This window comes from Endozoicomonas sp. 2B-B, assembly GCF_053470045.1.
This window is the reverse complement of the sequence record NZ_JBLZMU010000001.1, coordinates 2368853-2395021: the sequence shown is the minus strand read 5'-3', so window position 1 is coordinate 2395021 and position 26169 is coordinate 2368853. Positions and strand designations below refer to the sequence as shown.

The window sequence follows — 26169 nt, the reverse complement described above, 5'->3', positions numbered from 1 at the left end:
TTTGAAGGGATTAAGACCTTCGGCTATTTGCTGATACAACTCACCGAAGTTCCGGAACGTCCCTGACTTTGAAGGGATTAAGACTCTCAGCCCTTCTGCTTAAGTCTTTTGTTTTTGTTCCGGAACGTCCCTGACTTTGAAGGGATTAAGACATGTATTCAAGGGCTTTTTCTGGAGTGCCCTGTTCCGGAACGTCCCTGACTTTGAAGGGATTAAGACGTCTATGTACTTTTTAATCAGTTTTTTCAGCTCGTTCCGGAACGTCCCTGACTTTGAAGGGATTAAGACTGGCGTTGTTTGGTTTGCGCTCGGTTGCGCCAGTTCCGGAACGTCCCTGACTTTGAAGGGATTAAGACTCCGTGGGTTTCTCGAAGGATGGTTTGGTGTCGTTCCGGAACGTCCCTGACTTTGAAGGGATTAAGACGGCCTCCAGTAGATCAATCGGGTCCTCCCCCAGGTTCCGGAACGTCCCTGACTTTGAAGGGATTAAGACTGATTTGTTCCAGCAGATCGAGCAAGACCGCCGTTCCGGAACGTCCCTGACTTTGAAGAGATTAAGACGTTTTAACCACACTCATTTCCTTATCAACGAGGTTCCGGAACGCCCCTGACTTTGAAGGGATTAAGACATGGCTGTAACGTCCTTTCTGGTACGCTTATCCGTTCCGGAACGTCCCTGACTTTGAAGGGATTAAGACCCTCCGCCAGCCTCTGCTCCCAGGCATGTGTTTGTTCCGGAACGTCCCTGACTTTGAAGGGATAGAGACTGCGTGAAGATCCTGACCACCCTGCGTTTACACAAAATCCTACCTACCAACTGACAAGCTTGTCTAACCACATCTAAGTAGCAGCAGAGCATACAATTTTATCAAGACAATTAATAAGAGCAAAAAATAATGGCCGGAATACCCGTACTCATCTGCTACGACATTAAGGATCAAAAATCCAGAAACAAGGCATTGTACCGGCTGCGAAAAATATGCGACAGCCGCCAGAAGTCAGTCTTTGAATGCTGGCTGAATGAACAGCAATTGCAGGAAATTTATTGGCAATTAACGCCACTCCTGTCTGAAGAAGACTCGCTGTTCTGGGTGCCTGTCAGTTGCTCCCGCAAGATCATTAGGCTGGGTCAATCCGATTCGCTACTATTCACAGACTTTCTATTGGTGGCGTGATATGGCACACCTGATTATTAACGACAGAGTGATATCTTTAGAGTGTCAGGCGCAGGCACTCATGATTCGAATGGAAAACAAACCACCTCTGACTATCCCTCTGCGACACCTTGATACCCTGGTCCTATTACATTCGGTAAACCTGCCCAGTCGACTCATTAGTACTGCCAATGAAATGGGCATTACGTTGGTTTATATTAACACTCACCAACTGTCCAGAAGCTTCACCATTGCGCCAGTGGGGTCTGCCGTTTATTCATGCAGGCTCAAACAGCTGCAACTAATTAATCACCCCGAGTCACTAGAAATGGTTCGCTTTTGGCTCGATACCAAACTTTATCGTATGTTAAAAGCGATAGATATCTGTATAAAACGTCGCCCGGATCTACGCCGGATTTTATTTGATTGCCTTCGTAAAACTGAACATTACCGAAATCAGTTGCCCCTCCTGCAAACAGTTGACCAGCTGAGAGGACTGGAGGGCAAAGCTCAACAAAGCTGGTTTTACGCCTATCGTTTTTTGCTACCGAAAAGTCTCGGATTTAAAAAACGACAAAAGCGTCCGCCGCCAGACCCCGTAAATGCACTGTTATCGCTGACCTATACTCGGGTCTACTTGCTGGCATGGCAAATGATTTTATGTTGTGGACTTGATCCGGCACTTGGTTTCTATCATAAACCCGGAAAAAACCGCCAGGCAATGGCTTGTGATCTGATGGAACCACTACGCCCATTGGTAGAACTGTTTGTTTTGAAGTTGTTTAATCAGCAAATTGTAAGGAAGAGACATTTTGTCACTACAAACTCAGGTATTTTTTTAAAGAAAGACACCCTAACCCGCTTTCAGGATACCTTTGAATCAGAAGCGGTGGTCTGGAAACGCCTGTTGTGGGTGTACGCAAAAACCCTGAAAAACAAAATAGATGAAACCATCCAATGAATCAAAACAATGGCTGGCTTATTTGCTACGACATATCATGTCCCCGTCGTCTGGCTAAGATACATCGTTATATAAGGCAGGAAGCCTTTTCTCTCCAACGCTCTGTGTTCTACGCAAACCTGAGCAGAAAAGATATTGAAAACCTGGTGTCAAACATACAGACACTGATGGACGAGAGCACCGATGATATAAGGATTATTCCTGCAAGAGCAGGCGAAAACATTAAGTGGTATGGCAAACCTTTACTGCCTGAAGGTATCCGCTTCAGTGGAGGGCCTGCAACCGTGAAATGGGAAAGCCTGTAAAGATGGATACACTTTATATTGATAGCAAGAATACGACACTTAGCCTCAAGCATGGGCGACTGGTTGTTCATTCGCAAAATCAGTCACAGTCTATTGCTCTCAAACGTTTAAAACAGGTGATTATTTGCAAACCTGTTGATATAAACACATCAGTTCTTCATGGTTTGGCTAAATCGGGCATAAGCGTGCACTTTTATCATGCTCACTCTCAGGTTGCTTCTGTATCAGTAACGCCGGAATCTGTAGCTCACGTCAGGCGTCGGCAGGCTCAGTATCAGGCATTGACAGACACAGCGTACAACCTTCGTCTTGTCAGAGCACTGATACTGTATAAGTTAAACCGTCAGCAGCACTGGCTTAAGGCAATGGGGTTAAAGCATTATGCTGAACAGGTAGCAGGTGTTAAATGCCAAATGAAAACAAATCGATCAATGCATTATGAAAAATTGCTGGCAAATGAAGCCCGTGCTGCAAAGCAGGTTTATCAGGCTATGTCTAACCTGGTTCCTCCCCAGTTTTGCTTCTCTGGTCGTAACCGCCTACCTCCCAGAGATCCAGTGAATGCCATGTTGTCGCTGGGAGCTACTTTTCTTTACCAGCTGGCTCATAATGCCCTCTCTGAAAAAGGGATGGACTGCTATGCCGGCTTTTTACATAAACCCAGCGCTGGCAGGGCTTCACTGGCTTGTGATCTCGTTGATTGTATTCGACCTGAACTGGAACAATTCGTTATGACTCTGGTTCTGAACAATATTATTCAGGTGAAGCATTTTGATTGGCAAAGAGATAAGATCTGTGAATTGAACAGTCCAGGGCAAAAGGTCTGGTTTCATCAGTGGTACCACTTTGGAAAGTTGACTGAAAAACGAATGAGGTATTTTACCCATCGGTGGGCAAAAGCAGCAGACGAATACCGGGCATAACCCGCTATTCGTCCGGTTCTGAAGAACCGTAAAAACCTTCCCAGTCATCGGCATCCTTATCATCAAAGGTGTCCGACCAGTCTTCAAAGAAATCATCATCTTCCATTAAAAATTGTCTCTCTTTGTTGTGAGTTACAACGTAAAGATTAATCTACAATGGCAACTTGCAGAGCGCTGACAAGCTTGTCTAAGGGATGACAAGCTTGCGTAAGGTCCATCTTTTTAATGCACTCCTATGATTCAGGGTATGAATCATTTAACCCTGCTCCAGGCACGACAACCACTATGCAAAACGATCTGCTGGCAAAGAGGCGTTCTGAAGACGTCTTCTTATCCGAGAGTTCGTTATTTCCTGCGACACAAGTCTGAACCACTTCAAACCATTGAAGCGCTGTCCTGTTTTATTCATCAACTGGCTACTCAGTTTTACTTTGGACTGGTGCATGGTGAGCCTCTCGAAACCTTTCCCATGAATGAATGGGTTCGCCGCTTGCTTTATAGCGATGATAATTACCCAGCAACATTGGGAGATCGAAAAACAGGAGTACTGATCATAGATATTGATGGATTGTCAGTACCTGTTTTTGACGCAAACAAAGAGCCAGAAGCAGCCATTACTTTTGCACTGACAACAATGGGAGAACCTTTTGCTAATACCAGTTGCCACTGGCAGTTCACCGCCAGCCAGAAAGCCATTTCAAACCAGCTTTATACAAGGCTGTTTTTTCTTTTGGACACCCCATTAGCTCTTGCAACCATCAAAGCCTGGGCAAAAACAAGGCAAAATGATTGCTGTATTGACCCTTCTTTATATAGCCCAGCTCAGCTGATTTATGTTTCCAGTCCAAATTTCATGGGACTAGCAGACTGGATAGCCAACCGAAATGGTTTGTTGAAAGGTAGCATGGACAGTTTGCCTGCTGCTACCTTGTCTTCAGCAGCTGAAAAGGAAGATAGCCAGCCGATAGCGGCGTCCCGAAGCTCTACACAAGCAGCGAGCAAGCAGCCTTATTATGGGATGTGTGTTGAGTCTTTTAAAAACTCAGCCCGAGGACAACACTGGCTTGCATTAATTGGCGACCATAAAGGCGGTGAAGGCTTTTATCCAGTTATTCGAAGTTTAACAGGGTCTGCAGCAAGATACTGCGGAAGTTCTCTAAGTAAAGCTCGACTTAAACAGATTGTACGTGAACACGTCTGGCACAGTGACTCATCCAACCACAGCGATGATTATCTTAGGAATATTTTATCTGACAAGTCTCTGGATAGCTTGATTGAAGGTGCTATTCGAAAATTTGCACGATTTTAAAGTTCCAACATCTTGGTTAAAAAAACCACTCTACTGTCCAAAGGTACAGCGAGTGGCATTTTTTTATTTATCAAAGCAGCCATTCTCTGGTCAAGCTGAAGAGTCCATTTTTTAATTCACCTAATTGCTCAATCATCAGATTTTTTGAAAACAGCTCCTCCGACAACTGAATACCGATCCCCAGCCCCACAACATCTATCCCTGAATACTCACAACGTTTTACCAGATCAACCACCGCATCATAGTGATCAATATCCGGTGCTCCATCGGTCATCATCAGAATCAAGCGCCTTTCGGCATTTGACTGGCAAATCTGATGCACTGCGTACCACAATCCTGTGGCCATGGGGGTTGAGCCATGACTGTCCAGAGCAGAGAGTATTTCTGCAATTCGCAGATCTGAATCCTTGCCTGAAACTATTGGGTATACCCAGTCAGACAGAGTGCCCGGATAGGCAGAAGCCGTCAGAGTGACTCCTTTAATCGGCTTCAATGCCATTATCAGAGCCAGAACCGCTTCTCTTGCCAGCTCCATCCGTGGGCTCATCGACGCTGAGATATCGAGAGAAATATGAACAGTCGCATTGGTTTCTATGGATTCTGAACGTCGTTTAAAAAGACGACCATCGTCCAGAGCTATCCTGTGCAGCCGTTTACCATTGATTCTCATACCTCGCTTGCCGATGCGATCTCTGGTTAAGGTTTGCGCCTGAACCAGTCCGGCTAGCTGTGCAGCTAAACGAGCGGATTCTGACTTTACCTTCCAAAGCAAGTCCTTTGCGGCCTCTCTGTTTTGATCATTTATGAACACTTCATCAATTCCAGGTGTCGTAGTTATTGCTGACAATCTGGGTGATTGCTTATAACTCCAGCATTCAAGCTGTCCTGCCACGGATTCGTAGAGGTCTTCAGGCCAGTCAACATCAGACGACTCCAGGATTTGTTTCAGAAACGGGTCTTCAGCCTTGTCTGAAGCAGCTCCGTTTGCTGAAGCAGATTGATCATCGTTTCCTGACGAATTCTCAGTTTTTATTTCTTTTCCTTCCGCAGAATCGGATTCCAGATCATCACCTGACACAGAATCTGATTTATCCTCCTGATCCTGTGTATCAGAATTCTGAGAATAAGTTTCCTGATCTTCTGACGAATTTTCTGTTTTTTCCGTACCTACCTCACCTGAATCTTCGTTTTCAGCGTTCTCATGGCTGAGATTCTGAAATAACGCGATAATCTGGTCAGCCAGACTCAAAGCTTCCTTCGTGCTTTTCAGGTCAGGCACCTTGACCAAATGTTCATCAAGCGAATCCAGTAACTGTCTGGAAAAACAGTCTTTCATCACTTCACGGGCTTTCGCTGCTTCCTGCTCCAAAGCGATCTGTCCCAGCACCTCGTAGCGCAGAATCGACAATAAAGAGTCGTTTAACACCTTCACAGGTAGATCACTCTTTTTTGGTGCACCTACACGACCTTCAGCCACTAACTGCCGGATGACTTCTGCGAGCGAAAAGCCAGCACCGGGGTATTCCTGGCTGATTGCTTTTTCGATCCGAATGTCCTCAAGCAGGTTAGTCAGCCTGTGCCGAAGAGCAGAGCCTTCATAGTCCAGATCAAAATCCGTGTAACGCACATGAGCAGCCTCATGACTCAAGAATCCCCAACAAAGGGTTTCTTGTTCACGTTGCTGCGGGTCAAAGGCTGGAATCCAGATGCACTCGCCATCGGTGCACGCTTTACGGCCAGAGACTTCAACCCGAACACCCATTTTTCTGCCCAATGCACTGCCAACAATTGGGAGTGCTTTGTGTAAAACAGGAGCCATATCCAAATACCTCGTATGCATAAGAAAAGGGACATAGCTCCTGCCCCGGCGGGCACTATGTCCCGCTTGGGGTGGCTGGCTTACACCAACCGGTTCAGAAGTAGAAAGTAGCTGTAGGCACCGTTTCCTCGGGTATCACAACCCGTTGCTCTTTAAGAGGTTCTTCCTGAATCTCTATCTCATTTAATGCCGACGACTGGGTTTGAGGCATTTCCTGATCCTGCACCTTCACAGGTTCAAGAGCCGTCAACCCTTCCGCACAGCGCTCCATTTGTTCCACCGAACACAGCAGTAAAACCCGTTCCATCAGCTGAGTCAGCACCTCACCTTCCAATGCTCCGTTGTTAGGCAATTGCGATAACCCGGCATCCAGCCGTTGCACTATGGGCGAAATTCCGGGATCAACAAACGACAGACCGTGCAGTTTATCTCTGAGCCGAAGAATCGGATTCAGAGCTTTACGGGTGACTTTGTTTTTCCCTTTGAAGGTCTGCTCAAACAGAGCCTGAGCATCCCGGCTGATTTCTTCTCGCAGTGTGCCACCCAACTGGTTTACCTGTTGATTCAGGTTCTCCGGCTGGGGCGATGCCACTACTTTGTAAGTCGTGTAACCAAAATGAAAACGTTGACCTACATCCTGAGCATCCGGCACGGCACTTCTTATGGCTTCGGCAAAGTCAGGATGGGCACTCACCCATTCCTGAATATGCTGGTCATAGCCTGTCAGAAACACCTGCTTTTCCTGGTTAAAGTCCTGCTGAACCTGATCCAGTTTCAGACTTAATCCTGAAACATAATGATCGGGCACAGCATAACCACCCAGAAACCTTACTCCTTCTCTGCCACAGAGCCGACAGGCCTGATCTCTCAGACGATGAAATGGCTTGAGCACTTCCCGTTTACACAGTTTTTTGCTTCCCAGCGATACCACTTCATCAGACGGCAACTGACCACCTTTTCCCAGCACCAAATCCTCTGGTTTCAGACGACGGGCACCCGACCAGATGGAGCAGTCCAGGGCAATCACAGACATTTGATCCAGAACTTTGTCTACAACAGCGTGATCTGTCATGAGTCCACTCCTGAAGACCATAAGTCTCCGAATACATCATGCCCAATCCGATGAATCGCCTGTCGCTCCGCAGGTTCCACTCTGGCAGTCAGGGCTTGTTCCAGCGCATACTCAAATACTCTGGGTGCACCCTGAAACCGGAGTGATAATCTTGCCCAGCGCACCAGTCCACGAGTGGACAAAGTGACACTGAGCTGTGATTCGCCTTCTCCGGCTCTTCCATCAGAGTCACCCGTGAACAGACGACGCACCTCGTTAGCGAGTTTCACCATCTTTTCTCTGACGACAACGGGCAGGTCGGGCACCACCTGGTTGAGAATCATCAGCTCTGTGAATTCGTCTGGATAATCCACCGAAATTACTCGAAACCGATCCAACCAGGCTAATGACTGTCGTAATACTCCCTGATACAAACCACTGCCATCCCCTGCTCCTGCACTGTTACCGGTGGCAACAAACCGGAATCGTGGATGCACCGGAATGATTTCTCCGCCGTTTTGCGCCAATACAAGAGGCGCACCATCCAGCAGATCATACAAACCAGCGAGTTCTGCCGGGTCGGCAACATCCATCTCATCCAGGATCAGAATATGACCGTCTTTTACCGCAATACTGAGAGCGCCATATTGGAAGGGAGTTGATCCCTTATCCAACACTTTCTGCCCCAGCAAATCATCCAGCTCTAACCTTCCATGAACAGGCACCATCTGCACTGGCCAGTGCAACCTTGCAGCAGCCTGGGAAACCAGACTGGTTTTCCCACACCCTGTCGGACCGCACAAATACAAGCCATCACCCTCCGGATTATCCAGAAACGCCAGCAGCTTCCGCAGCCGGTCTCTGTCAAATACATAAGACTGAACGGCCGGTACTGCCGGATGCCCACATTCCTTATAACCTTCGAGCAGAATCAGTTGATTGGAATCCAGATCGAAGGTTTCATTCAGCTCATAAAACGCCGGTTGCAAACCCGCTGACTCAGACTGAGCATCATTTTCCATTGTTAATATCCTGCACTCTCAAAAAACAAAAAAAGGGCAGAAATCTCCCCCGGATGGGGAAAACAACTGCCCCACCCGGGTTAATGAAAATTGGATTCAGAAATAGAAGTTCTGTTCACTGACGGTCGGGTTTAAGATCAACCGATCATTCTCAGACACTTCAATTTCTGACTCTCTGTCGTCCACTCTCTTTTCCAACAAGGTTACCCTTACCTGCTCTCTCGCCTTGCGGCGAAAAGCATCAAGATCCGGCAACGCCAGCTGGTGTTGTTTGCACAATGCTTCCAGCGCTTTCTGATAATCTATGGAACCACTGCATTCACTGCAGCAGATACGTAAACCATCAGACTCAGCTACCCGAAATGCTCCCATCAACTTTTGCAACTCCTGTTGCAGCCGCTTCTGTTGAGACTTCCCGGTTTCCAGCTTCTCTTTCAACTCATCGAGACGATACTGGCTACTGCGATAGACCATTGCCAGCTTGAGCCAATGCGCTTGCTCCGTCGGACCTTCTGGCACATAAACATCCAGATTCGGATCTTTCTCCGGCTCATCACCTTCTTCCACAAGCCGCCAGAAAGCTTCTGCTTCCGTCCGCAACTGCTGAATCAGGTGATCGTCCCTGCTGATACAGGCAGGAAGAATCGGCCTACCTTTTCGATAAAAACAGAGCCAGGCGCGATTAGAGTCTGCAACCAACATCTGAAACTGCACTTGTGCAAATGCGCGTCGATAGCCTTCCGACTGCCCCTTCAAAGTCTTCACATCCTGATAGACTTTTTCACTTGGCGCTTTCAGTTCTACCGGAATACCGTCCCTGGTCATACCGTCAAAACTGGCACGCAGCCTTGGGTTCTGTTCCCACTCTCCACAAACGGGCAAGAGCGGCGCATCACCCAACGCTTCTTCCATCCGAATCCTTGCGTCGTCTTCATCCTCAATCCCGCGTTGAACATGAGGGTTTAAAGATAAATCCGGTTCCTTCAGAATCCCTGATTTCTCTGCACCTTTCTTTTCACACCAAAGCTGCCAACGAGATTTATAAGGCGATTGCCCGAGAATCACAGCAGCATCACTGGCTGTGACGCCACAGCTTCTCCAGTCGAACCATTCCCTGGATCGTTGCTCAAGATTGATCTGCTTCATCACAAATCACCTTAAACAGCCTGTTCTGCTGATTCGGCTTGCGCCACATCCAGCCGGAACAGGCAGTAATTCAGAGCATTACCATCTTCCTTAAACCGCTCCTGGGCAAAACCCTGAGCGGCGGTAAAAGCTCCTGTTCCCCTGGCTCGTTCCACAATCTGTTCAATAAACGACACAACCTGTGGTTCAAGACCATTGGGCTCAGGCACTTCATCACCAATAATGGCTTTCGCTGGTAATAACTCCCCTGCTATCTCAGCCAGCGTGTCATCCTGAACATCCGGTTCAGGCGACACAAGCCCAGCATTTTCCTTCACTTTCTTGCCCGCTGCTTCTGCCAGCTTTGACTCAGACTCCCGCAGATCAGGCACAGGATCACCCATCTGGGTTTCCAGTAACCGTTCAGCTTCATCCGGTTCAAATAATCCGCTGAGACCATAGGAAATCCGAATGGCCTGAATCTGAGACTTATGGCGAAGCATTCGCTTAGGACAAGTCTGCCAGGGGCCAGGAAATTTCTTGCCATTCTTTATCACTGCAGGCCGGTACAGCTCATCAAGATACTCACGTACCCGAATCGCATGTTCCCGATCTTTACGGTGAACCGTGCACTCAATCCAGGGATGGCAGGGTTTCATATCCTCATCGAACTGGATAAGTTCATCGGGATAACCGAATTCAATCCCATCACTTTCTGGATACGAGTTCATGATACAAACCCAACCATCGACAGATATCACAGGCAATACTCCACCTTTTCTGTCGGATAAAGCCCACACCTGCCGGATAAATGGGTTCAAACCATAGCTGTCTGCCACTGCCAGCAAAGACAGCATTTGCTCCCGGGTGGGAACGCTGCCGTTCTGCTGTCGAAACGCAGTCTGCGCCAAAGTATTCAGCAACTCATCTTCACGGAAGCCATAGCGTTCCGCAAAACGAGCCACCAGATCGTTGGCACTGCCACTATCATTAACAACACAAGAATGATTCATAAGAAGTTCTCTCTCACTTTCCTGAAAAACAAGATGCAAGACAGAACTTCCCCGCATGACAGAGAAATTCTGCCATGCACGACGGCACGGATGCCGGAGCTAGGGCAACGCAGGAGCAGTTGCCGTGAGGCACGAATAAGATTCTGGCGAAGCCAGAAGCTCATACGACGTAGGTGGATCACCGAAGCGATCAATGGACACGAAAACAGACTTTCTCTGCTAACGTCATTTGAAAATTGATGCTCTGAATGCCTGATCGCAAAGCTGACAGGCTGATTCCGGAATGCCACTTCCCTGTGACAACCACCTCACCGCTGCGCGTGTTTTATCTGCCGGATCTGCAAAACACACTGACCTGTGAGATCGTATTCTGATCATTACCGTTGTAGCGGTCTCATCAAGGATGAGGTCACTACGCCATAGATCATATTCCAGGAAGGAGTGGTAACTATAGGACACATGATCGGTAATTCAATTTTTTCGAGTCGTCCACAACTTGCTTAGGGCTTTAGTCATTCACGATTCTATTTTCTATTTCAGAGATTCAGCACACACTGTGTGCGGAATTGAGCGGGTTTCATATCAGTCTGATGATGCAAGTTATGAGTCTACCAAGACAACGATCTAAGCGGTTTGCGACCTGCATGACCTGATTCTAACTACAATGATTATCAAATATAGGCAGTGCAGCAAAAACCGTTAATGACATGGATAAACCGGGCTACCACCTTCATCCATTGAAGGCCGACCGTGAAGGCCTTTGGGCCGTTTTTGCCTTTGCCGGGATTGAACTTCTCGGTGGCGCGCTGGTCTAAAGTTAATGAATCCCCCGCTGGAGGACGGAGCACTACGTCAACCACCTCGTATGAGATGTTGCTAGTACCGGTTATTGCAGCGGGGTTTTCTTTTTCTGCTTCCAGTTGATAATGCTGTTTAGTGCCTTTTTCCAGAACCTTGAACACTAGCTTCACATCAAAGGGTTGACCTTTAACCAGTGTTTTTGCATCAAGATGGTAGAGTCCTTTTATGTCTTTCCTTTCACTACGATCCTTTGAAAAACACCGGATTGATCGCACTGCCGATAAGTTTAGGAAGTGCCGGAATGACCAGTGCCCGGTTTCGGTCGTAATAAGTAGGTTTTAATGGGTGCCTCAAGCCTTGCCAATTAAGTACTACATTACTATTCAAGGCAAGGCTGTATACTTCTTTATCCTTATATTTTGCTTTCACATATTCTCTGGCTGCCTGATAAAGTTCCTCTGTTGTGTATTCAGATCAACGTAACTGGCGCATTGTGTTTGAATTTAAAGACGGAGATGCCTACATCGTAAACTATGAGGATTACCACTGATGGCCATACAACAATTTGACCCACCTCACCCAGGGGCATTGATCTACCGCACCTATATTGAGCCATTCACCTCAATGACCGCTAACAGAATTGCCGACCAACTGGGCGTGGCCAGAAGTACTTTCAATCGTTTGCTGAATGAAAAAGCAGGTGTTTCACCGGAAATGGCCATTCGACTGTCCGAAGTACTGGGTGGTTCTGCTGAAAGCTGGATGACACTTCAGGAGAGCTTTGACTTGTGGAAAGCCAGGCAAGTGGTCGATACAGCAAACCTGGAACGCATTGATTTTAATCAGGTTGCGTAGTGACTGATTCTTCGTGTTGCCCAGTTATTTCAGATCGCTAATTCAACGTCTTTTTTTCGGCAGTTGCACTTTGCTTCTATCTCGCTGATTACTGCCAATGTAGGCTGAAACCACAGTGCTTCTGTGATGGCCTAGTGTAGTGCGACCTAATTAATAGTACATAAAGACTCCTAACGGTCTACTATGGATGTTATTCCAACCACTGCCTGTTTTTACTATGCGAGTTGCCACAGAGATAATACTTGATGCTTCTGAAGAAATACGACTCAGAAAGATTACTTCATCAAATACTTGCCCTCTTCGCTTGGCCCGCCGTGCCCAGATTGTTCTTCTCTCTGCAGAAGGAAAAAGCAATCTTGAGATTGCGCAAATACTGAAGATCGGTCGTCATCAGGTCAGCCGCTGGCGTGACCGATATGCTCAGGAAGGCTTCTCCGGGATTGAACAGGATCGAGCTCGCAGTGGCCGTAAAAAGAAGATTGATGCTGCTGAGATTGTGAGTCTGACCACAAACACCCTTCCGGAAAATGCCACTCACTGGAGCACCCGAACTATGGCTGCTGTTAGCGGTATCAGTGAGAGAAGTGTTCGCCGGATATGGCATGCATATGGCCTCAAGCCTCACCTGGAAAAGACATTCAAGGTGTCCCGAGACCCGAAATTTGTGGAGAAGCTTGAAGATATTGTCGGACTCTATCTGTCTCCTCCTGAACATGCGTTGGTGCTGTGCTGTGATGAAAAAAGTCAGGTTCAGGCACTCGATCGAACACAGCCTGGCTTACCGTTGAAGAAAGGGCGTGCCGCAACAATGACTCATGATTATAAACGACATGGTACAACCACTCTCTTTGCAGCACTGAATGTACTTGATGGTGCTGTCATCGGTCAGTGCCAGCAGCGTCATACCCATGTGGAATGGTTGAAGTTTCTTAAACAGATAAATAGGGAAACGGCAAAAGACAAAGAGCTGCACCTGATTTGCGACAACTATGCGACTCACAAACACCCGAAGGTGCGAGAATGGCTGGAAAAACATCCTCGTTTTCATATGCACTTTACGCCAACGTCAGCATCATGGTTAAACATGGTTGAGAGATTTTTTCGGGATCTCACGAGTCAGCGTTTACGCCGTGGTGTGTTTGTCAGTGTGCCACAGCTAGTCAGTGCGATTGATGAATATATTGAAAAGCATAATCAAAATCCAAAGCCGTTTATCTGGACTGCTAAGGCAAATGATATCTTAGAAAAAGTCGTTCGGGCTAATCGCCGGTTAAGTTGCAAAAAGAACGACGCACTACACTAGCAGATCAGCGATGGCTTTTCGGGCTTGAAGATCGCCGTGTTTATCAATGGTGATACCACTTGATAAAACGGGAGCAGAACAACCTGTAATTTGTTGATATTGTTCGCAAGCGTAGGCTGCCCGGAGATCGTGCCGATTATTCAGCCCATACTTTTTGAGAACCGGACCGCTGTGCATTCGCACCAGTGCCAGAAAATCCTCAAGCTTCTTACCGACAGGTATCAGGCAGTCGTTGTCACCCTGTAACTTTACCGCTTGAGACAAAGCCATACGTGCATAGCCGGATACTGGAACCCACCGTTCAACTCGTGAAGGACTGGTAGACGTCGATTTACCACGACCACCTTTTGTACCCCGCTCTATATCGACTTTTCCGCAGGCTTTGTCTTGTTTAAAGGCCCTATGGCAATCAAGCATTACAGCTTCTCGGGAACGCAGCCCAAGCTCTCGACACAAACCTAAAACGGCTGCTATTCGCTCCTGCCCTTTCAAAATTAACTCAGCTTGTGCCTGAGCCAACTTTTCCCTGCTTAGCTCTGGAGGTTCAGTGCGAATCTTCTCCCGGTTTACCTGCAAAGCCTCAGAGGGTTTTATCCTTATATCTTCATTGCCTCGCAAAGCCTTAAGAACCACATTACAGGTAGACAGCAGATTCTGTGCTGTGGCGACAGATAATGGTTTGCCCTGCCCCTCCAGCCTTGCCCGTAGGTAAACGGCATAGTGCTTCAATGTCTGGTTATTCACCTGATGGGCTTCAAAAATATTCCGGGTATGACTCCAGGCACAAAACTGTTTCCATCGCTCAGAATGGGTTGCCACCGTACAAAACTGACCCGGCATCATTGCCCTGAGCGCATTTCGTCCGGCATAAGACAATTGTCGGCCAAAACCAAAATTATGGTCGTTACGACTTAAAAAACGAGACACAACTCTACCCCTCCATCCCAATCTGGCACATCGGACAATCAGTCCCGAAACCCTGAACAAAGTTCAATTCGAAGCCACATCACGCAGTGGCCAGACGGGACAGCCTGTAACGCAAGGGTTGCGGGCAGTGACGCTCATTGCTCCAGAGAGCTGAGCTTTGCTGATGCCAGCAGCTGAGGCGGTTGCTGTTATAACCAATACTGAAGAATGGCCGGGTTTAGCACGTTCGCCTGCTTATAAAAAAGTTGATCAAATCATCAGAAAGTGCCGGTAGAAGACACTGGTCTGGCTGTAGGGTACGGATGCCAATATATCCAGAAAGGGTCTCTTGAAACGGCTTTTTGAAAATGCGCTGTAACCGGATTTCAGTGCGCATTTACCTGTGACCCGATGTAATGGGTGATGGCAAACACAGGTATTCACGCTCTGAGAAATGGGCAGCAAATGTGACAGGTTATTCTGACGAACAGAACAACCCGGTAGCAAGAGTGGTTGAGTTCTGGTGTCATTACAGCAGAGAAGCTGCTGAGTGGAATGACTCGCGAAGAGTGCTTGGTGCCTCACGGCAGTGCGGGTTTCTGTAATAGTTAACGTTGAAACTTTAGTTTCTCCATCCATTACGGAAACAAAAGCCTGCCTATATAAAGCTCAAGTTTTCCCAAGCTATAGCAGTCTGAAATTCAATAGTCCAAAGAATAGACATAGTTTTTTTGCCTCGACAGCAAAATCTGTGGGGCATTTCTGGCTCGGACAGGTTGCCCAGTGCATGATATTAATGATCACTAGCTTTGTCGCAGCCCCTTCCTCACACAGTACTGCTCCAGCCTCAGCTCTACCAGCTCCTGCACCAGCCGATGCAAAATATCCCGATGTTCCCGCTGTATATCCGTTTTGAAAGTAAACCGGCCATGTCTGACTTCAAAAAAGGTATTTTCTCCCTCAGCAAACGCTTTGATTGGGTTTCTTTTCCAGTAATTATGCCAGCCGTTATCTTCAGCAGACATTGCTCGCTGCCCAGCAGGCAGTTCAGAGTTATACAGCGTTGGTCGGCGCTTAAGTAGATGCCAGCTTCTGGCGGCCAGTGCTTCTGTGGTCGGTGCCGAGATAAAACCATCCAGCTCCAGAAAGGCATCAAGCAAAATCATCTTGAAGCATTTAGTCATGTTCGTCTGCTCTATACCATCCAGTAAAAACTGATGATGATTATTGGCCACTTCCGACTCGGATTTATTCAACTCTTTCAAATGTTCAAGCAGTTTGAACCAGCTGCCATGCTCAGATCGAACTCTATTGAAGTCAGTCTCCGTTTCCGCAAGATAATGATAAAACTCTGTCGCAGTGGGGCGATAGCCAAGCAGTGATTTCAGGGATTGATACTCATCCACCATGCTGGGTTTTTGCTTGCGAGCCATACGCTCCAGAAAATCAACCACTTCCGGGTCATAGTTAGCAAAACAGCCAATGGGCAAAGTGGTGATCTGTTGTCTAATTTGCTCTGTAACCTGACGGATAGAATGACTATTGTGTAAGGCAACCGGCTTGGTCAGAAACGATTTATGGTTACCAATAAAATCAATCACTACCAGATACTGCTTGTCTTTATGCAGGCGCAACCCCCGCCCTAGCTGTTGCAGAAACAAAATTTTAGATTCTGTAGGACGAAGCATCAGCACAGTGTCAATGGCAGGCAGGTCAGTCCCTTCGTTAAACAGGTCTACAGAAAACAGTACATCCAACTCACCTGCTTCCAGCTTTTGCAGGGCTTCATGTCGGCGAAGCTCAGAGTCGCTATAAACCGCTGCCGCCCGGAACCCTGCTTTGGTAAATACCGTTGCCATAAAATCTGCATGCCGCTTTGATATACAAAACCCGAGCGTCCTTACCTGCTTCTTTTCCTGCCAATGGTTCAGAATATGCTCTGCCCGCTTACGGGAAGCAAAGGCACTCTCCAGAGCTCCGGTATCAAACTTGCCGTTACGCCATGGAATTTCATCGTAATCGACGTATTTGTCATTAATACCAAAATAATGGAAAGGAGTCAGTAGACGTACATTAATGCCGTGTACCAGATTGCGCTCAAACACCAGGTTGTTGTCGCAAAGACTGAGAATATCAGCCTGATCGGTTCGCTCTGGTGTCGCAGTCAGCCCAAGCAAAAATGTTGGCTCAAAATGCTTGAGAAGGTTACGGTAGGTTCTGGCATCGGCATGGTGAAATTCATCCACCACAATATAATCAAAATGATCTTCGCTGAACTGTTTCAGGTGTTCCTGCCGCCCAAGGGTCTGCACGGAAGCAAACAACATATCAGCCTCTTTATTACGCTGCTTGCCATTATAAAATCCGGTGCGTGCATCAGGTCGAATTCGCACAAAGGTTTGCTGAGCCTGCATTAGAATCTCTTCACGATGCGCTACAAACAACACTTTCTCTGCCTTGCATTGCTGAGTATCAAAAGCCGCAAGCCAGGTTTTACCCAGACCCGTTGCCAAAACCACCAGTCCTCGCTGATATCCATCCAGTCGTGATTGTTGCAATGCCTGCAAAGCCTCAGTTTGAATATCACTGGGCGTGGGGGCTTCAATGAGTTCTTCAGCTTCAACAGCCACCAGCCGCATTTTACGATGGCGTTTCAGGTAACTATCAATCCAGTCATGACTTAAAGGAAGAACAAGGTTATGTCTGAAAATTTCATGGAACTGGTGGCGGATACGGGCAAACTGCCGAACATAAAGGTCATCAGAGTCGCCCTTACATTGCAGACGAAGATTCCATTCATGCCCCGTGGTTAATGCTGCTTTACTGATATTACTGGAGCCTACATAAGCACTGCCTTCAATAAAATCACCATCATGGGTATGGATAAAGATGTACGACTTCATATGGAAGCTTTGCTGACCATCGCACTGATAAATGCGAATATCTGCGCCCCTCTCTTTTAACAGCATCAGTTCCCGCAAAGCCTGCGGGTCAGTCACATCCAGATAATCAGAAGTCAGCACCTTAATCACTATGCCGCGATCAACTGCATCGCATAAAGCACCAAACAACAACTTCAAGCCACTGATGCGTATGAAGGCAACCGTAATCTCAATTTCCCGCGCCCGGTTAATAGCATCTCTCAACTTGGGCAGCAGTGGATCATTCAGCCCTCCGGTTGTCAGCAGAGCAGAATTGTTATCAATAGGATACGAAGGATCAAGCGGTCTTGCTTCCATACATCAAGTCTTTTTCAGAATTGCGTTTAACCAGTGTTCATTTTCACGGCCAGGCCGTAAGTCCTGAGTGACCCAGGTTCTGGCGATGCTCAAATCACTTTTTGCCAGAATCTTCTCAAGCCGTTTTTCATCGAGATGGGTAAAATGCCTTCCCCCCCGTTCTTCTTCACCACTACCCAGCTTGAACGAGCAGTAAAAAAGTCCACCTGATTTCAATAAATTACCAAGGTGAGAGAAAGTCATAGCCAAATTTTGAAGAGGAACGTGAAGCAGTGAGGCACATGCCCAGATAGCATCAAACTTTACTTCGGGGCTGTAATCTATAAACAATGCATGTTTGACATCCAGCCCTGTCAGACAGGTAGCTCGTTCAGCCATACTTCTGCTGCCATCAAATGCAGTAACTGTAAAACCAGCTTTCAAAAAAGCCAGAGAATCCCGCCCTGAGCCACATCCGGCGTCGAGTATATGAGCTTGATCAGGTAATAGTGGTAGAAACCGGTCGTATAATGCCTGTGCATCAACGCTCACGGTAGAGTCATAGAAAGTATCTGAATTGTCTTCATAAAAGGCTATGGTTTTAGACATATAGAGGCATAACTACTAAAAAATCGATAGGTTTGATGATGACACTAAGGGAAGGGGTTGGACAATAGAAAGTCCAAAGAATAACGATATTATTCCTAACAATTGGGATAGTTACAATGTAAAACTACCAGAAGCCATCAGCGACAACTTTCCTGACACAGGGGATTATCCAGATCACCAACAAATGTGAAACCGAAGAATTTGAATTAGCCGCCAAACGGGAGATGAAAACCTGCCATAAAGTCGGCAGCTACAGGGAAAACAAGTTTTTGGGATTGAGCAGCATGGAGTACAACCGCTATTGCTGTTTCAGTTCACCCCTTTCCCGCATCATGCAAGTGCAGATCAGGAAGCAGCTGAACACTGGATGCGGCTCTGCCGAACATCCCGATTGCTCGGGTATAACGCCTGAAACTCTGCAAGCTGTGAACTGGAACCAGATTGACCTTAGCGAGTGGCTGGCATTGTTAAAATTGCAAAACAAACTGCCAGAGTTGAATGCTGATACATTGAAACAGTTGAATCTGGAAACTCTGACGGGCAGAGGGTCAAGGCTGGATTTCGACCAGCACAGGGAGGACAGTCGAAAACGATTGGAAGCCCGATACGACAGCATTACCCCATCAAAACTCAACCACTATCAAAACACCAAAACTATAAATCTTCGACAGCAGTGAGCATTTCTCAGGATCGATCAGTATTTTTGTGATTGAAAGTCCATCGATTGGTGAAGCACTCTGACAATTAATACACCATTCACCGTTTCTCTGAAGAAAACGATATGAGCCTTCACAGGGTATGATTTGAGCCCTTTTCTGAGGTCATCCCGGCATCGAGCAAAGCCCGGTGTTTCGGCCAGTCGTTGAAAGGTATCAAAAAGATTTCGGATATACAGATCAGCCTGCTCTTCTCCAAACTCACTAACGGTATAGTCATATATGCCTTCCAAATCCTGTCGTGCACGGGGCTTGAACAAGTACTGCTTGTTTGGGGGCATAAGGGTTACCGTTTTTTCATTTGGGAAAGGAACTTTTCAACTTCAAGATCAACCGGTTCACCACTGTTGTCACCTTCGTCAATCATTGCCCTCAATTGCTCCAGGCTTGAGGAAGCTTTCTGTTCTCTCAGGTTTCTTAACGCCTCGCGCACCACTTCACTGACGGATGAGTACGCACCGGAATCGACCAGCTGTTGAGCATAGCCCTGAAGTTCGTCTCCAAGGCTGATGGTTAATGTTCGAGCCATATTGCACCTCCTGTAAGAATATGTCTTACAGAGTATAGGCGGTAAATGAGTCGAAAGCATCATGGAAATCCCCCGCACCATCAACGACCCCATCCAGTTCCTGTTCTGGTCTCTGGATGAAATCTACCCCGTAGCCGTGGGTCTGATTTGGGGTATCTGGTTTGACCAGCTATTGCTTGGCATGTTCCTGGGCTGGATGGCGATTCGTGTCTATCGACGGTTCCGGGACCGTCACCCTGACGGCCACCTGAGCCACCGGCTTTACTGGCTGGGCTTTTATTTTGTAAAAGCCAGAACCTTGCCCAACCCTTATGTTCGGGTCTTTTACCCTTCCCGAAAATGACCATTCAAGACTATCTGCGTCGTTTGAAGCAATGGCATCAGCAGCTCTGTGTGGACAGGCTGATGTTGCTGGTACTGGTGCTGACGAATGCACTACTGCTTTTCCAATGCCTCAGTCGCAAACCGGCTGTTGAGCTGACTTTGCCATTGATGGATGGGCAGATCGTCATTCACTCCGGTGAGGCTTCTCAGATCTATTACGAATGGTGGGGACTGTCTCTGGCTGAATTACTGGGCAATCTCAATCCGCAGAATCTGTCGTTTGTTGAGTCCAGGCTGCAAAGTCTGCTTTCACCCAATCTGCACCGGCAAGTCCATGAAACATTGAATCGGCAGTTCCACCAGTTACGGGAAGACAATGTTTCCCTGAGCTTTGAGCCATTGCAGCTTGAATTTGATGAAAACACCCATGAGGTCAGAGTGACGGGAAACAGTGCTCTCTCATCGGGCCATCAACGCCTGTCTGGGCAGAAAACCTTTACCTTTCAGTTCAGTCTGAGCCGTTATCGCCCTGTGCTTGCTGTTATTCAGATTGAATCTGATCTCAAGTAACCCTTCCTTTATTCAGAGATTCCTCGATGAACAAAACGCTTTTTGTTGCTGTCTGTTTTTACTGTTCATTGACTCTGGCAGCTGCACCAGTCAAGTTGCAGGTATCACCGGGTCAACAGCAACCCGTAAACCTGAGTCGTCTACACCTGAATCGAATTGTCACGCCTTTTGCGGCTCCCCAGATTCGAACCATTGATCAGGCTGATATTCGGATTGAAGGTTCAGTGATCTATCTCTCTTCGCAACAAGAAGAACCTTTTGTCGTGTACATCACCCCTCATGACAATGAGACTCATGCCCTTTCTTTGCTGGTAACGCCACTGGATGTGCCTCCTAAAGAAATTCAGCTGTCACTATCAAAACCATGGCAGCAAAAAATCAACCATAACAAGGCATTAGCAAAACGATTCGAAGAAGCCTCGGACTATCAGCAGGCTATCACGGAAGTGCTTGCTTCGCTGGTTAAGGGGCAAATACCGGAAGGTTATGAACTGAGCGTTTTGCATCAATCCGATATTCAGCATTGCGAGCAGAACGGCCTGGTGTTTGATTTTTTCAAAGGCCAGCAGGTTCAGGGGCATCACTTCAGCATTCTGATAGGCACTGCCCAGAATAACACCGAAAAGCCGCTTACATTCCATGAAAGAAATTGTCAGGGCAGCCACACCGCCGCTGTCGCAATGTGGCCAAACAACAAACTGCATCCCGGCCAGCGAAGAGAGCTGTTTATTCTTCTGAATACGCCTGATTATGAATCTGCTCCCATATTGCGCCCTTCTCTGCTGACCAAATAATCATCAAGCAATGAACACCATCAACCATTATTTAACACCAAGAATAAAGCGTTATGGCATTGTGCTGGGTACCGCAGCGGTTCTGGTCACCCTGATTTTTATGACCAGTAAGCGGCAGGATTCAGGCATTATCAAAACCCCGGAGCAAACTAACACCTCTGTAGACTTTACCGGTGTGCCACCCAAAGAGTTAACTCTGAACCGTATCAGTGGTGATCTGGAACGCATCCATCAGCAACAGAAAGCTTTGCACAAAGCACATCAACAAGAAATAGAGAAGTTGCAACAGGAAATTAGCCAGCTAAAGCAGCCCGATCAACCCACACTCTCTGTTCCTGAACCTTCGTTGCCAGAACCTGTTCCGGATGTTTTGCAGTGGAATCATTACAGTCAATCACCAACAACCCAATACAACGAAACTGATTACTATGACACACCTCCTCAACCACCCAGACCTATCCGGGTATTAGGAACTACCAACCCTCAGGCAGTCACCCTAAATTCAAAACCAGAGGATAAACCAAAGCTTCTGCGCTTACCGGCCGGAAGTCTGCTATCCGGCCAGTTAATCACCGGGCTGGATGTTCCGACAGGGCAAGGGGCAAGACGTGAACCTTATCCTGTCCTTATTCGCATCAAAGCTTCTGCCATTTTGCCCAATCGCTATCGCACTAACGTCAGGGAATGCTTTGTTCTGGCATCAGGCTATGGCGATCTGAGTTCCGAGCGGGCTTATCTTCGCAGTGAAACCCTGTCGTGCATCTTCAAATACAACGACAAGGAACAAGTCATTGAACAACCTTTAGAAGGTTATATCGCCGGAGAAGATGGCAAAGCCGGATTACGTGGCAGGCTGGTCAGTAAGCAGGGACAGGTTATGGCCAAGGCGGCTATGGCAGGCTTTCTCAGCGGTATCAGTGAGGCCTTTGATATCAAACCCGTTCCAGTATTGTCTTTGGTTCCCAACCAGAACGGCCAGATTCAGTCTCCGTTTCAGTCCGGCTTAAAAGGCAGTGGAGCCCTGCAAAGCTCTCTGATAAAGGGCAGTAACAAAGCATTGGAAAAGCTGGCAGATTTTTACCTGCAGCTGGCTGACCAGATGGTGCCCGTCATTGAAATCAGCGCTGAACGTAAGGTGGACCTGATTCTCACCCGTGGTCTGAAAAACTAATCTTTCGAGAATTTACCCATGTGTAAACACGATACCAGAGCATTGCTTCTGATGGTTTCGCTGGTACCTGTTATTCAGGGCTGCTCACTGTTTGGTGTTGGTGAAGCTGAGTATGCCTGCCCGGAACCCGGCAAAGGCGTGTGCAAATCGGCAAGACAGGTCTATCAGGATACCGGTTCAACGTCTGCTGAAAACCTGTTTCCTTCAGCTCCCAAAAACTATTCAGAACCCGATCTTCGTTTTGTAACGCCCGAAGCGATACCCAACCGCACACCCGCTCAAATCCTGAAAATCTGGATTGCACCCTGGGTTGACAAGCAGGGCAACTGGCACAGCGGCGGAGTTGTGATGACCGATATCGCACCAAGAGACTGGCAGTCTGCCATTCCCGTCTATTCACCGTCTGATGATTAATGGAGTCACTGAATATGTATGTACTGCTTGCTGATAGACCACAACTTGTTATGAAGCTGCAGAAACTGATGGTGTCGCTGGCACCTCTGATCATTCTTTCTCTACTGCCACAGGAGCTGCAGGCGGCCAATCCTGTCAATGTGACAGGTTCCACTGACTTTGCGGAAATTTATGGTCGTTTGGTGGGTTGGATCAAGGGAGACCTGGGGCGAACACTGTCTATCTCTTTTGTCCTGATCGGACTGGCCTACGGCATGGCTCGAAACTCATTAATCGGCTTTGCTACCGGAGTGGGGGCCGCTGTCGGATTGCAGGTCACTCCCACCATTATTAATTCCATTTTCGGGCTTTAACCATGTCCACCTCAAAGGCTTTAGCCATTATCAATCAATGGTTACACCCGCATCACGCTGATGAAAAAATCCTATTACCAATCAATCTTCCAGAAGCTGATCAGTCTATACAACCAGGTTCAGGTTGCGCTGGGTATCAGGTGAGCACAGGAACAATCCTGCATCAGCAACAAAAGCTTTTGGAACAGTTAAACGAGCAGCTGAATTTGCCAGCAGACCTGCAGCGCATGTTTGACCAAACACTGGATAATCTCACCAACTGGCTCCATCTCTTACCTACTCATCCTCAGCACCACTGTGAACCAGCAGGCGCGATCCGCCATGCTCTGGAAACGGCCTTCTGGTCCGTCACAGCCATGCAGCAGATTCACAGAGACCACGACTTGTATCCAGATCAACGCAGAGCGAGGGAACCGCTATGGCGGTTAATGGCAGGGATCGCCGGACTTTTATATGACAGTGGGAGAATGACCTCTTGTCTTGTTGTTCAAACATCATCCGCAGAGCAATCAGCAGAGCAATGGCCAGCGTTCCAGCAACCTCTTGGAAGCTGGTTGCAACAACACCGCATTAGCCATTACTCACCCCATTGGAAACAGTGTGATAACGATCCCAGGAAACCATTAGGGCCAGAATATACAGCCATCAATCTGTTACTTTTGCCGCAGCTGACACCGCAGGCATTTCGCAATGCCCTGCAACCTGATGGCAATAATGGCGCTCTCTGGCAGACTTTTATCGGTGCGCTTACCAGACAAAAAAGCGGCCATGGCGTATCGCAAATCATCGATGCCGTTGAGCTGGCACGCCTGAAAAGCATCAAATTGCATTTCGAAAATGGGGAGGCGCTTAACCAGATCACAAAACCGTCCAAAACTGAGGATCAGCCAACAGAGGAAAAGGATAATGAACTCGGTTGGCTTGAGCTGGTTATAGGTAACCTCCACGCAGAGGATATCAAATGGGCGAAAGACAGCCTTCTGCTGCCTTGGCCTGATGCGGTCAAATCCAGGGAAACTCCAGAACCGGATATTCTGCTCAAACAATGGAACCAGAGAGGTTGGATCAGACCTGTTGGCAATCAGATTATTTTTCGACGTAATGGCCGACTGGTCATTGCTCTGCAACCTGTCATTTCCGAACAGTGCAAACAATGGTTGCCAACAAAAAACATCACGGGGACACAGCATGATCAGTGATCGCCCATATCTGCAAAACTGGCGACCCATTTATGAGTTGAGTTCTTCTGCCGTATGGTTCTCCGCCATGATTACAGCCTATACCTTATCGTTTTTCAGTTCACTGCCACTGATTGGTTTTGTCCTGACCTCTGCTTCCTGCGGAGTCATGATGTTCATTCGGCTGAGACAGGCTTTGCCAAGATGGCAACAGCATCGGCGGCTTAAGGGGAAAAAGCTGGCTCTGTTAAAACTAACGGAAAAAAAATGCCATTCATTGCAAACAAAGAATCAGGAGCAAGGCGTCTGGTTAGGCTGGGGCTTTGAATGGCAACGACACCACGGGCAAAGAGCCTGGGACCTATTACGAAGTGATAACCTGCCAACCAAATCAGAAAAAAACATGGGAGCAGGCTGGATTCACGGTATGGAAGAACATGAGGAGCCGTTATATCAGCCTCTTGAACAGACTCAGATGCATACCATGGTGATCGGTGTCCCGGGCAGCGGTAAAACCCGACTCTTTGATTTGTTGGTGACACAAGCCGTATTACGCAATGAGCCCGTTATTATCGTCGACCCAAAAGGCGACCATGATCTTGCTAGTGTAGTGCGTCGTTCTTTTTGCAACTTAACCGGCGATTAGCCCGAACGACTTTTTCTAAGATATCATTTGCCTTAGCAGTCCAGATAAACGGCTTTGGATTTTGATTATGCTTTTCAATATATTCATCAATCGCACTGACTAGCTGTGGCACACTGACAAACACACCACGGCGTAAACGCTGACTCGTGAGATCCCGAAAAAATCTCTCAACCATGTTTAACCATGATGCTGACGTTGGCGTAAAGTGCATATGAAAACGAGGATGTTTTTCCAGCCATTCTCGCACCTTCGGGTGTTTGTGAGTCGCATAGTTGTCGCAAATCAGGTGCAGCTCTTTGTCTTTTGCCGTTTCCCTATTTATCTGTTTAAGAAACTTCAACCATTCCACATGGGTATGACGCTGCTGGCACTGACCGATGACAGCACCATCAAGTACATTCAGTGCTGCAAAGAGAGTGGTTGTACCATGTCGTTTATAATCATGAGTCATTGTTGCGGCACGCCCTTTCTTCAACGGTAAGCCAGGCTGTGTTCGATCGAGTGCCTGAACCTGACTTTTTTCATCACAGCACAGCACCAACGCATGTTCAGGAGGAGACAGATAGAGTCCGACAATATCTTCAAGCTTCTCCACAAATTTCGGGTCTCGGGACACCTTGAATGTCTTTTCCAGGTGAGGCTTGAGGCCATATGCATGCCATATCCGGCGAACACTTCTCTCACTGATACCGCTAACAGCAGCCATAGTTCGGGTGCTCCAGTGAGTGGCATTTTCCGGAAGGGTGTTTGTGGTCAGACTCACAATCTCAGCAGCATCAATCTTCTTTTTACGGCCACTGCGAGCTCGATCCTGTTCAATCCCGGAGAAGCCTTCCTGAGCATATCGGTCACGCCAGCGGCTGACCTGATGACGACCGATCTTCAGTATTTGCGCAATCTCAAGATTGCTTTTTCCTTCTGCAGAGAGAAGAACAATCTGGGCACGGCGGGCCAAGCGAAGAGGGCAAGTATTTGATGAAGTAATCTTTCTGAGTCGTATTTCTTCAGAAGCATCAAGTATTATCTCTGTGGCAACTCGCATAGTAAAAACAGGCAGTGGTTGGAATAACATCCATAGTAGACCGTTAGGAGTCTTTATG

General features: G+C 47.5%; 30 protein-coding genes and 1 CRISPR repeat array (1 of these 31 running past the window's edge). Of the genes, 18 read left to right on the top strand and 12 right to left on the bottom strand.

Features of this window, described 5'->3' with window-relative positions; genetic code table 11:
• A CRISPR array of direct repeats spans positions 1–767; the repeat unit is 36 nt; unit sequence GTTCCGGAACGTCCCTGACTTTGAAGGGATTAAGAC; it reaches 3906 nt to the left of the window's first position.
• Positions 768–896: 129 nt separating this feature from the next.
• The 5 genes from cas2 (ACOMHB_RS09925) to ACOMHB_RS09905 all read left to right on the top strand — a co-directional run bounded on the left by cas2 (ACOMHB_RS09925) (position 897) and on the right by ACOMHB_RS09905 (position 4652).
• Entirely contained in the window at positions 897–1175 is a 279-nt protein-coding gene (cas2, locus tag ACOMHB_RS09925; protein ID WP_448216483.1) for a CRISPR-associated endonuclease Cas2, read from the top strand.
• A gap of 1 nt (position 1176) precedes the next feature.
• Positions 1177–2115, top strand: coding sequence for a CRISPR-associated endonuclease Cas1 (gene cas1 / locus ACOMHB_RS09920; protein WP_448216482.1), 939 nt, complete (start codon positions 1177–1179; stop codon positions 2113–2115).
• Positions 2112–2420: a CRISPR-associated endonuclease Cas2 gene (gene cas2 / locus ACOMHB_RS09915; protein WP_448216481.1), complete on the top strand. Its 309-nt coding sequence runs from the start codon at positions 2112–2114 to the stop codon at positions 2418–2420. The genes cas1 (ACOMHB_RS09920) and cas2 (ACOMHB_RS09915) overlap by 4 nt, the downstream gene beginning before the upstream one ends.
• 2 nt (positions 2421–2422) lie before the next feature.
• Complete coding sequence (gene cas1 / locus ACOMHB_RS09910) at positions 2423–3343, top strand: CRISPR-associated endonuclease Cas1 (RefSeq protein ID WP_448216480.1); 921 nt, start codon at positions 2423–2425, stop codon at positions 3341–3343.
• 469 nt (positions 3344–3812) lie between these two features.
• Positions 3813–4652 carry a hypothetical protein gene (locus ACOMHB_RS09905; protein WP_448216479.1) on the top strand — a complete coding sequence of 280 codons (840 nt, stop codon included), beginning with the start codon at positions 3813–3815 and terminating at the stop codon, positions 4650–4652.
• Between the two features lie 70 nt (positions 4653–4722).
• On the opposite strand, the gene ACOMHB_RS09900 is transcribed toward ACOMHB_RS09905, so the two are convergent.
• The 5 genes from ACOMHB_RS09900 to ACOMHB_RS09880 form a co-directional block, all read right to left on the bottom strand.
• Entirely contained in the window at positions 4723–6471 is a 1749-nt protein-coding gene (locus ACOMHB_RS09900; protein ID WP_448216478.1) for a hypothetical protein, read from the bottom strand.
• 94 nt (positions 6472–6565) lie between these two features.
• On the bottom strand, positions 6566–7543 hold the full coding sequence (locus tag ACOMHB_RS09895; RefSeq protein WP_448216477.1) for a DUF3150 domain-containing protein: 978 nt from the start codon (positions 7541–7543) through the stop codon (positions 6566–6568).
• Entirely contained in the window at positions 7540–8544 is a 1005-nt protein-coding gene (locus tag ACOMHB_RS09890; RefSeq protein ID WP_448216476.1) for an AAA family ATPase, read from the bottom strand. Before ACOMHB_RS09890 ends, ACOMHB_RS09895 begins: the two co-directional genes overlap by 4 nt.
• A 96-nt stretch (positions 8545–8640) precedes the next feature.
• Positions 8641–9690 (bottom strand): lambda-exonuclease family protein, encoded by a 1050-nt coding sequence (locus ACOMHB_RS09885; protein WP_448216475.1) that lies wholly within the window; start codon positions 9688–9690, stop codon positions 8641–8643.
• Positions 9691–9701: 11 nt separating this feature from the next.
• Entirely contained in the window at positions 9702–10682 is a 981-nt protein-coding gene (locus tag ACOMHB_RS09880; protein ID WP_448216474.1) for a recombinase RecT, read from the bottom strand.
• Between the two features lie 248 nt (positions 10683–10930).
• Between ACOMHB_RS09880 and ACOMHB_RS09875 the strand changes: the two genes are divergently transcribed.
• The gene (locus ACOMHB_RS09875; protein WP_257253224.1) at positions 10931–11056 is read left to right on the top strand and encodes a hypothetical protein; all 126 of its coding nucleotides are present in this window, start codon (positions 10931–10933) and stop codon (positions 11054–11056) included.
• A 297-nt stretch (positions 11057–11353) separates the two neighbouring features.
• Here the strand turns inward: ACOMHB_RS09875 and ACOMHB_RS09870 are convergent, their stop codons facing one another.
• Positions 11354–11644: a hypothetical protein gene (locus ACOMHB_RS09870; RefSeq protein WP_448216473.1), complete on the bottom strand. Its 291-nt coding sequence runs from the start codon at positions 11642–11644 to the stop codon at positions 11354–11356.
• A 388-nt stretch (positions 11645–12032) separates the two neighbouring features.
• On the opposite strand from ACOMHB_RS09870, the gene ACOMHB_RS09865 reads away from it, so the two are divergent.
• Together ACOMHB_RS09865 and ACOMHB_RS09860 are read left to right on the top strand one after the other, a co-directional pair.
• On the top strand, positions 12033–12338 hold the full coding sequence (locus tag ACOMHB_RS09865) for a HigA family addiction module antitoxin (protein ID WP_448216472.1): 306 nt from the start codon (positions 12033–12035) through the stop codon (positions 12336–12338).
• 217 nt (positions 12339–12555) lie between these two features.
• The gene (locus tag ACOMHB_RS09860; protein WP_448218589.1) at positions 12556–13641 is read left to right on the top strand and encodes an IS630 family transposase; all 1086 of its coding nucleotides are present in this window, start codon (positions 12556–12558) and stop codon (positions 13639–13641) included.
• On the opposite strand, the gene ACOMHB_RS09855 is transcribed toward ACOMHB_RS09860, so the two are convergent.
• On the bottom strand, positions 13633–14568 hold the full coding sequence (locus tag ACOMHB_RS09855; RefSeq protein ID WP_448216471.1) for an integrase domain-containing protein: 936 nt from the start codon (positions 14566–14568) through the stop codon (positions 13633–13635). The genes ACOMHB_RS09860 and ACOMHB_RS09855 overlap by 9 nt on opposite strands.
• Before the next feature lie 446 nt (positions 14569–15014).
• Here ACOMHB_RS09855 and ACOMHB_RS09850 point away from each other — a divergent pair, with 446 nt between their 5' ends.
• Positions 15015–15152, top strand: coding sequence for a hypothetical protein (locus ACOMHB_RS09850; RefSeq protein ID WP_448216470.1), 138 nt, complete (start codon positions 15015–15017; stop codon positions 15150–15152).
• Positions 15153–15350: 198 nt separating this feature from the next.
• Here the strand turns inward: ACOMHB_RS09850 and ACOMHB_RS09845 are convergent, their stop codons facing one another.
• Both ACOMHB_RS09845 and ACOMHB_RS09840 read right to left on the bottom strand, forming a co-directional pair.
• Complete coding sequence (locus ACOMHB_RS09845) at positions 15351–17786, bottom strand: DEAD/DEAH box helicase family protein (protein WP_448216469.1); 2436 nt, start codon at positions 17784–17786, stop codon at positions 15351–15353.
• Positions 17787–17789: 3 nt separating this feature from the next.
• Entirely contained in the window at positions 17790–18374 is a 585-nt protein-coding gene (locus ACOMHB_RS09840; protein WP_448216468.1) for a class I SAM-dependent methyltransferase, read from the bottom strand.
• A 152-nt stretch (positions 18375–18526) separates the two neighbouring features.
• On the opposite strand from ACOMHB_RS09840, the gene traN reads away from it, so the two are divergent.
• Positions 18527–19051: a conjugal transfer protein TraN gene (gene traN, locus ACOMHB_RS09835; protein WP_448218626.1), complete on the top strand. Its 525-nt coding sequence runs from the start codon at positions 18527–18529 to the stop codon at positions 19049–19051.
• A 17-nt stretch (positions 19052–19068) separates the two neighbouring features.
• Here the strand turns inward: traN and ACOMHB_RS09830 are convergent, their stop codons facing one another.
• On the bottom strand, positions 19069–19371 hold the full coding sequence (locus ACOMHB_RS09830; protein WP_448216467.1) for a type II toxin-antitoxin system RelE/ParE family toxin: 303 nt from the start codon (positions 19369–19371) through the stop codon (positions 19069–19071).
• Positions 19372–19376: 5 nt separating this feature from the next.
• Positions 19377–19619, bottom strand: a complete 243-nt coding sequence (locus ACOMHB_RS09825; protein ID WP_422133102.1) for a type II toxin-antitoxin system ParD family antitoxin — start codon at positions 19617–19619, stop codon at positions 19377–19379.
• Positions 19620–19680: 61 nt separating this feature from the next.
• Here ACOMHB_RS09825 and traL point away from each other — a divergent pair, with 61 nt between their 5' ends.
• The 8 genes from traL to ACOMHB_RS09785 are packed head-to-tail and all read left to right on the top strand — an operon-like array spanning position 19681 to position 25069.
• Positions 19681–19962, top strand: a complete 282-nt coding sequence (gene traL / locus ACOMHB_RS09820; RefSeq protein WP_252180164.1) for a type IV conjugative transfer system protein TraL — start codon at positions 19681–19683, stop codon at positions 19960–19962.
• Entirely contained in the window at positions 19959–20513 is a 555-nt protein-coding gene (locus ACOMHB_RS09815) for a TraE/TraK family type IV conjugative transfer system protein (protein WP_448216466.1), read from the top strand. Before traL ends, ACOMHB_RS09815 begins: the two co-directional genes overlap by 4 nt.
• A gap of 26 nt (positions 20514–20539) precedes the next feature.
• The gene (locus ACOMHB_RS09810) at positions 20540–21307 is read left to right on the top strand and encodes a hypothetical protein (protein ID WP_448216465.1); all 768 of its coding nucleotides are present in this window, start codon (positions 20540–20542) and stop codon (positions 21305–21307) included.
• Between the two features lie 10 nt (positions 21308–21317).
• Positions 21318–22478, top strand: coding sequence for a TraB/VirB10 family protein (locus ACOMHB_RS09805; RefSeq protein ID WP_448216464.1), 1161 nt, complete (start codon positions 21318–21320; stop codon positions 22476–22478).
• 18 nt (positions 22479–22496) lie between these two features.
• Complete coding sequence (locus ACOMHB_RS09800; RefSeq protein ID WP_448216463.1) at positions 22497–22892, top strand: TraV family lipoprotein; 396 nt, start codon at positions 22497–22499, stop codon at positions 22890–22892.
• A gap of 14 nt (positions 22893–22906) precedes the next feature.
• A complete protein-coding gene (gene traA, locus ACOMHB_RS09795; protein WP_422137529.1) occupies positions 22907–23245 on the top strand; it encodes a TraA family conjugative transfer protein in 339 nt (112 codons plus the stop codon).
• A gap of 2 nt (positions 23246–23247) precedes the next feature.
• Positions 23248–24444: a TraI domain-containing protein gene (locus ACOMHB_RS09790; RefSeq protein WP_448216462.1), complete on the top strand. Its 1197-nt coding sequence runs from the start codon at positions 23248–23250 to the stop codon at positions 24442–24444.
• Positions 24434–25069, top strand: coding sequence for a helicase HerA domain-containing protein (locus ACOMHB_RS09785; RefSeq protein ID WP_448216461.1), 636 nt, complete (start codon positions 24434–24436; stop codon positions 25067–25069). Before ACOMHB_RS09790 ends, ACOMHB_RS09785 begins: the two co-directional genes overlap by 11 nt.
• Here the strand turns inward: ACOMHB_RS09785 and ACOMHB_RS09780 are convergent.
• Positions 25026–26111 (bottom strand): IS630 family transposase, encoded by a 1086-nt coding sequence (locus ACOMHB_RS09780; protein ID WP_448218589.1) that lies wholly within the window; start codon positions 26109–26111, stop codon positions 25026–25028. The genes ACOMHB_RS09785 and ACOMHB_RS09780 overlap by 44 nt on opposite strands.
• Between the last annotated feature and the right edge of the window lie 58 nt (positions 26112–26169).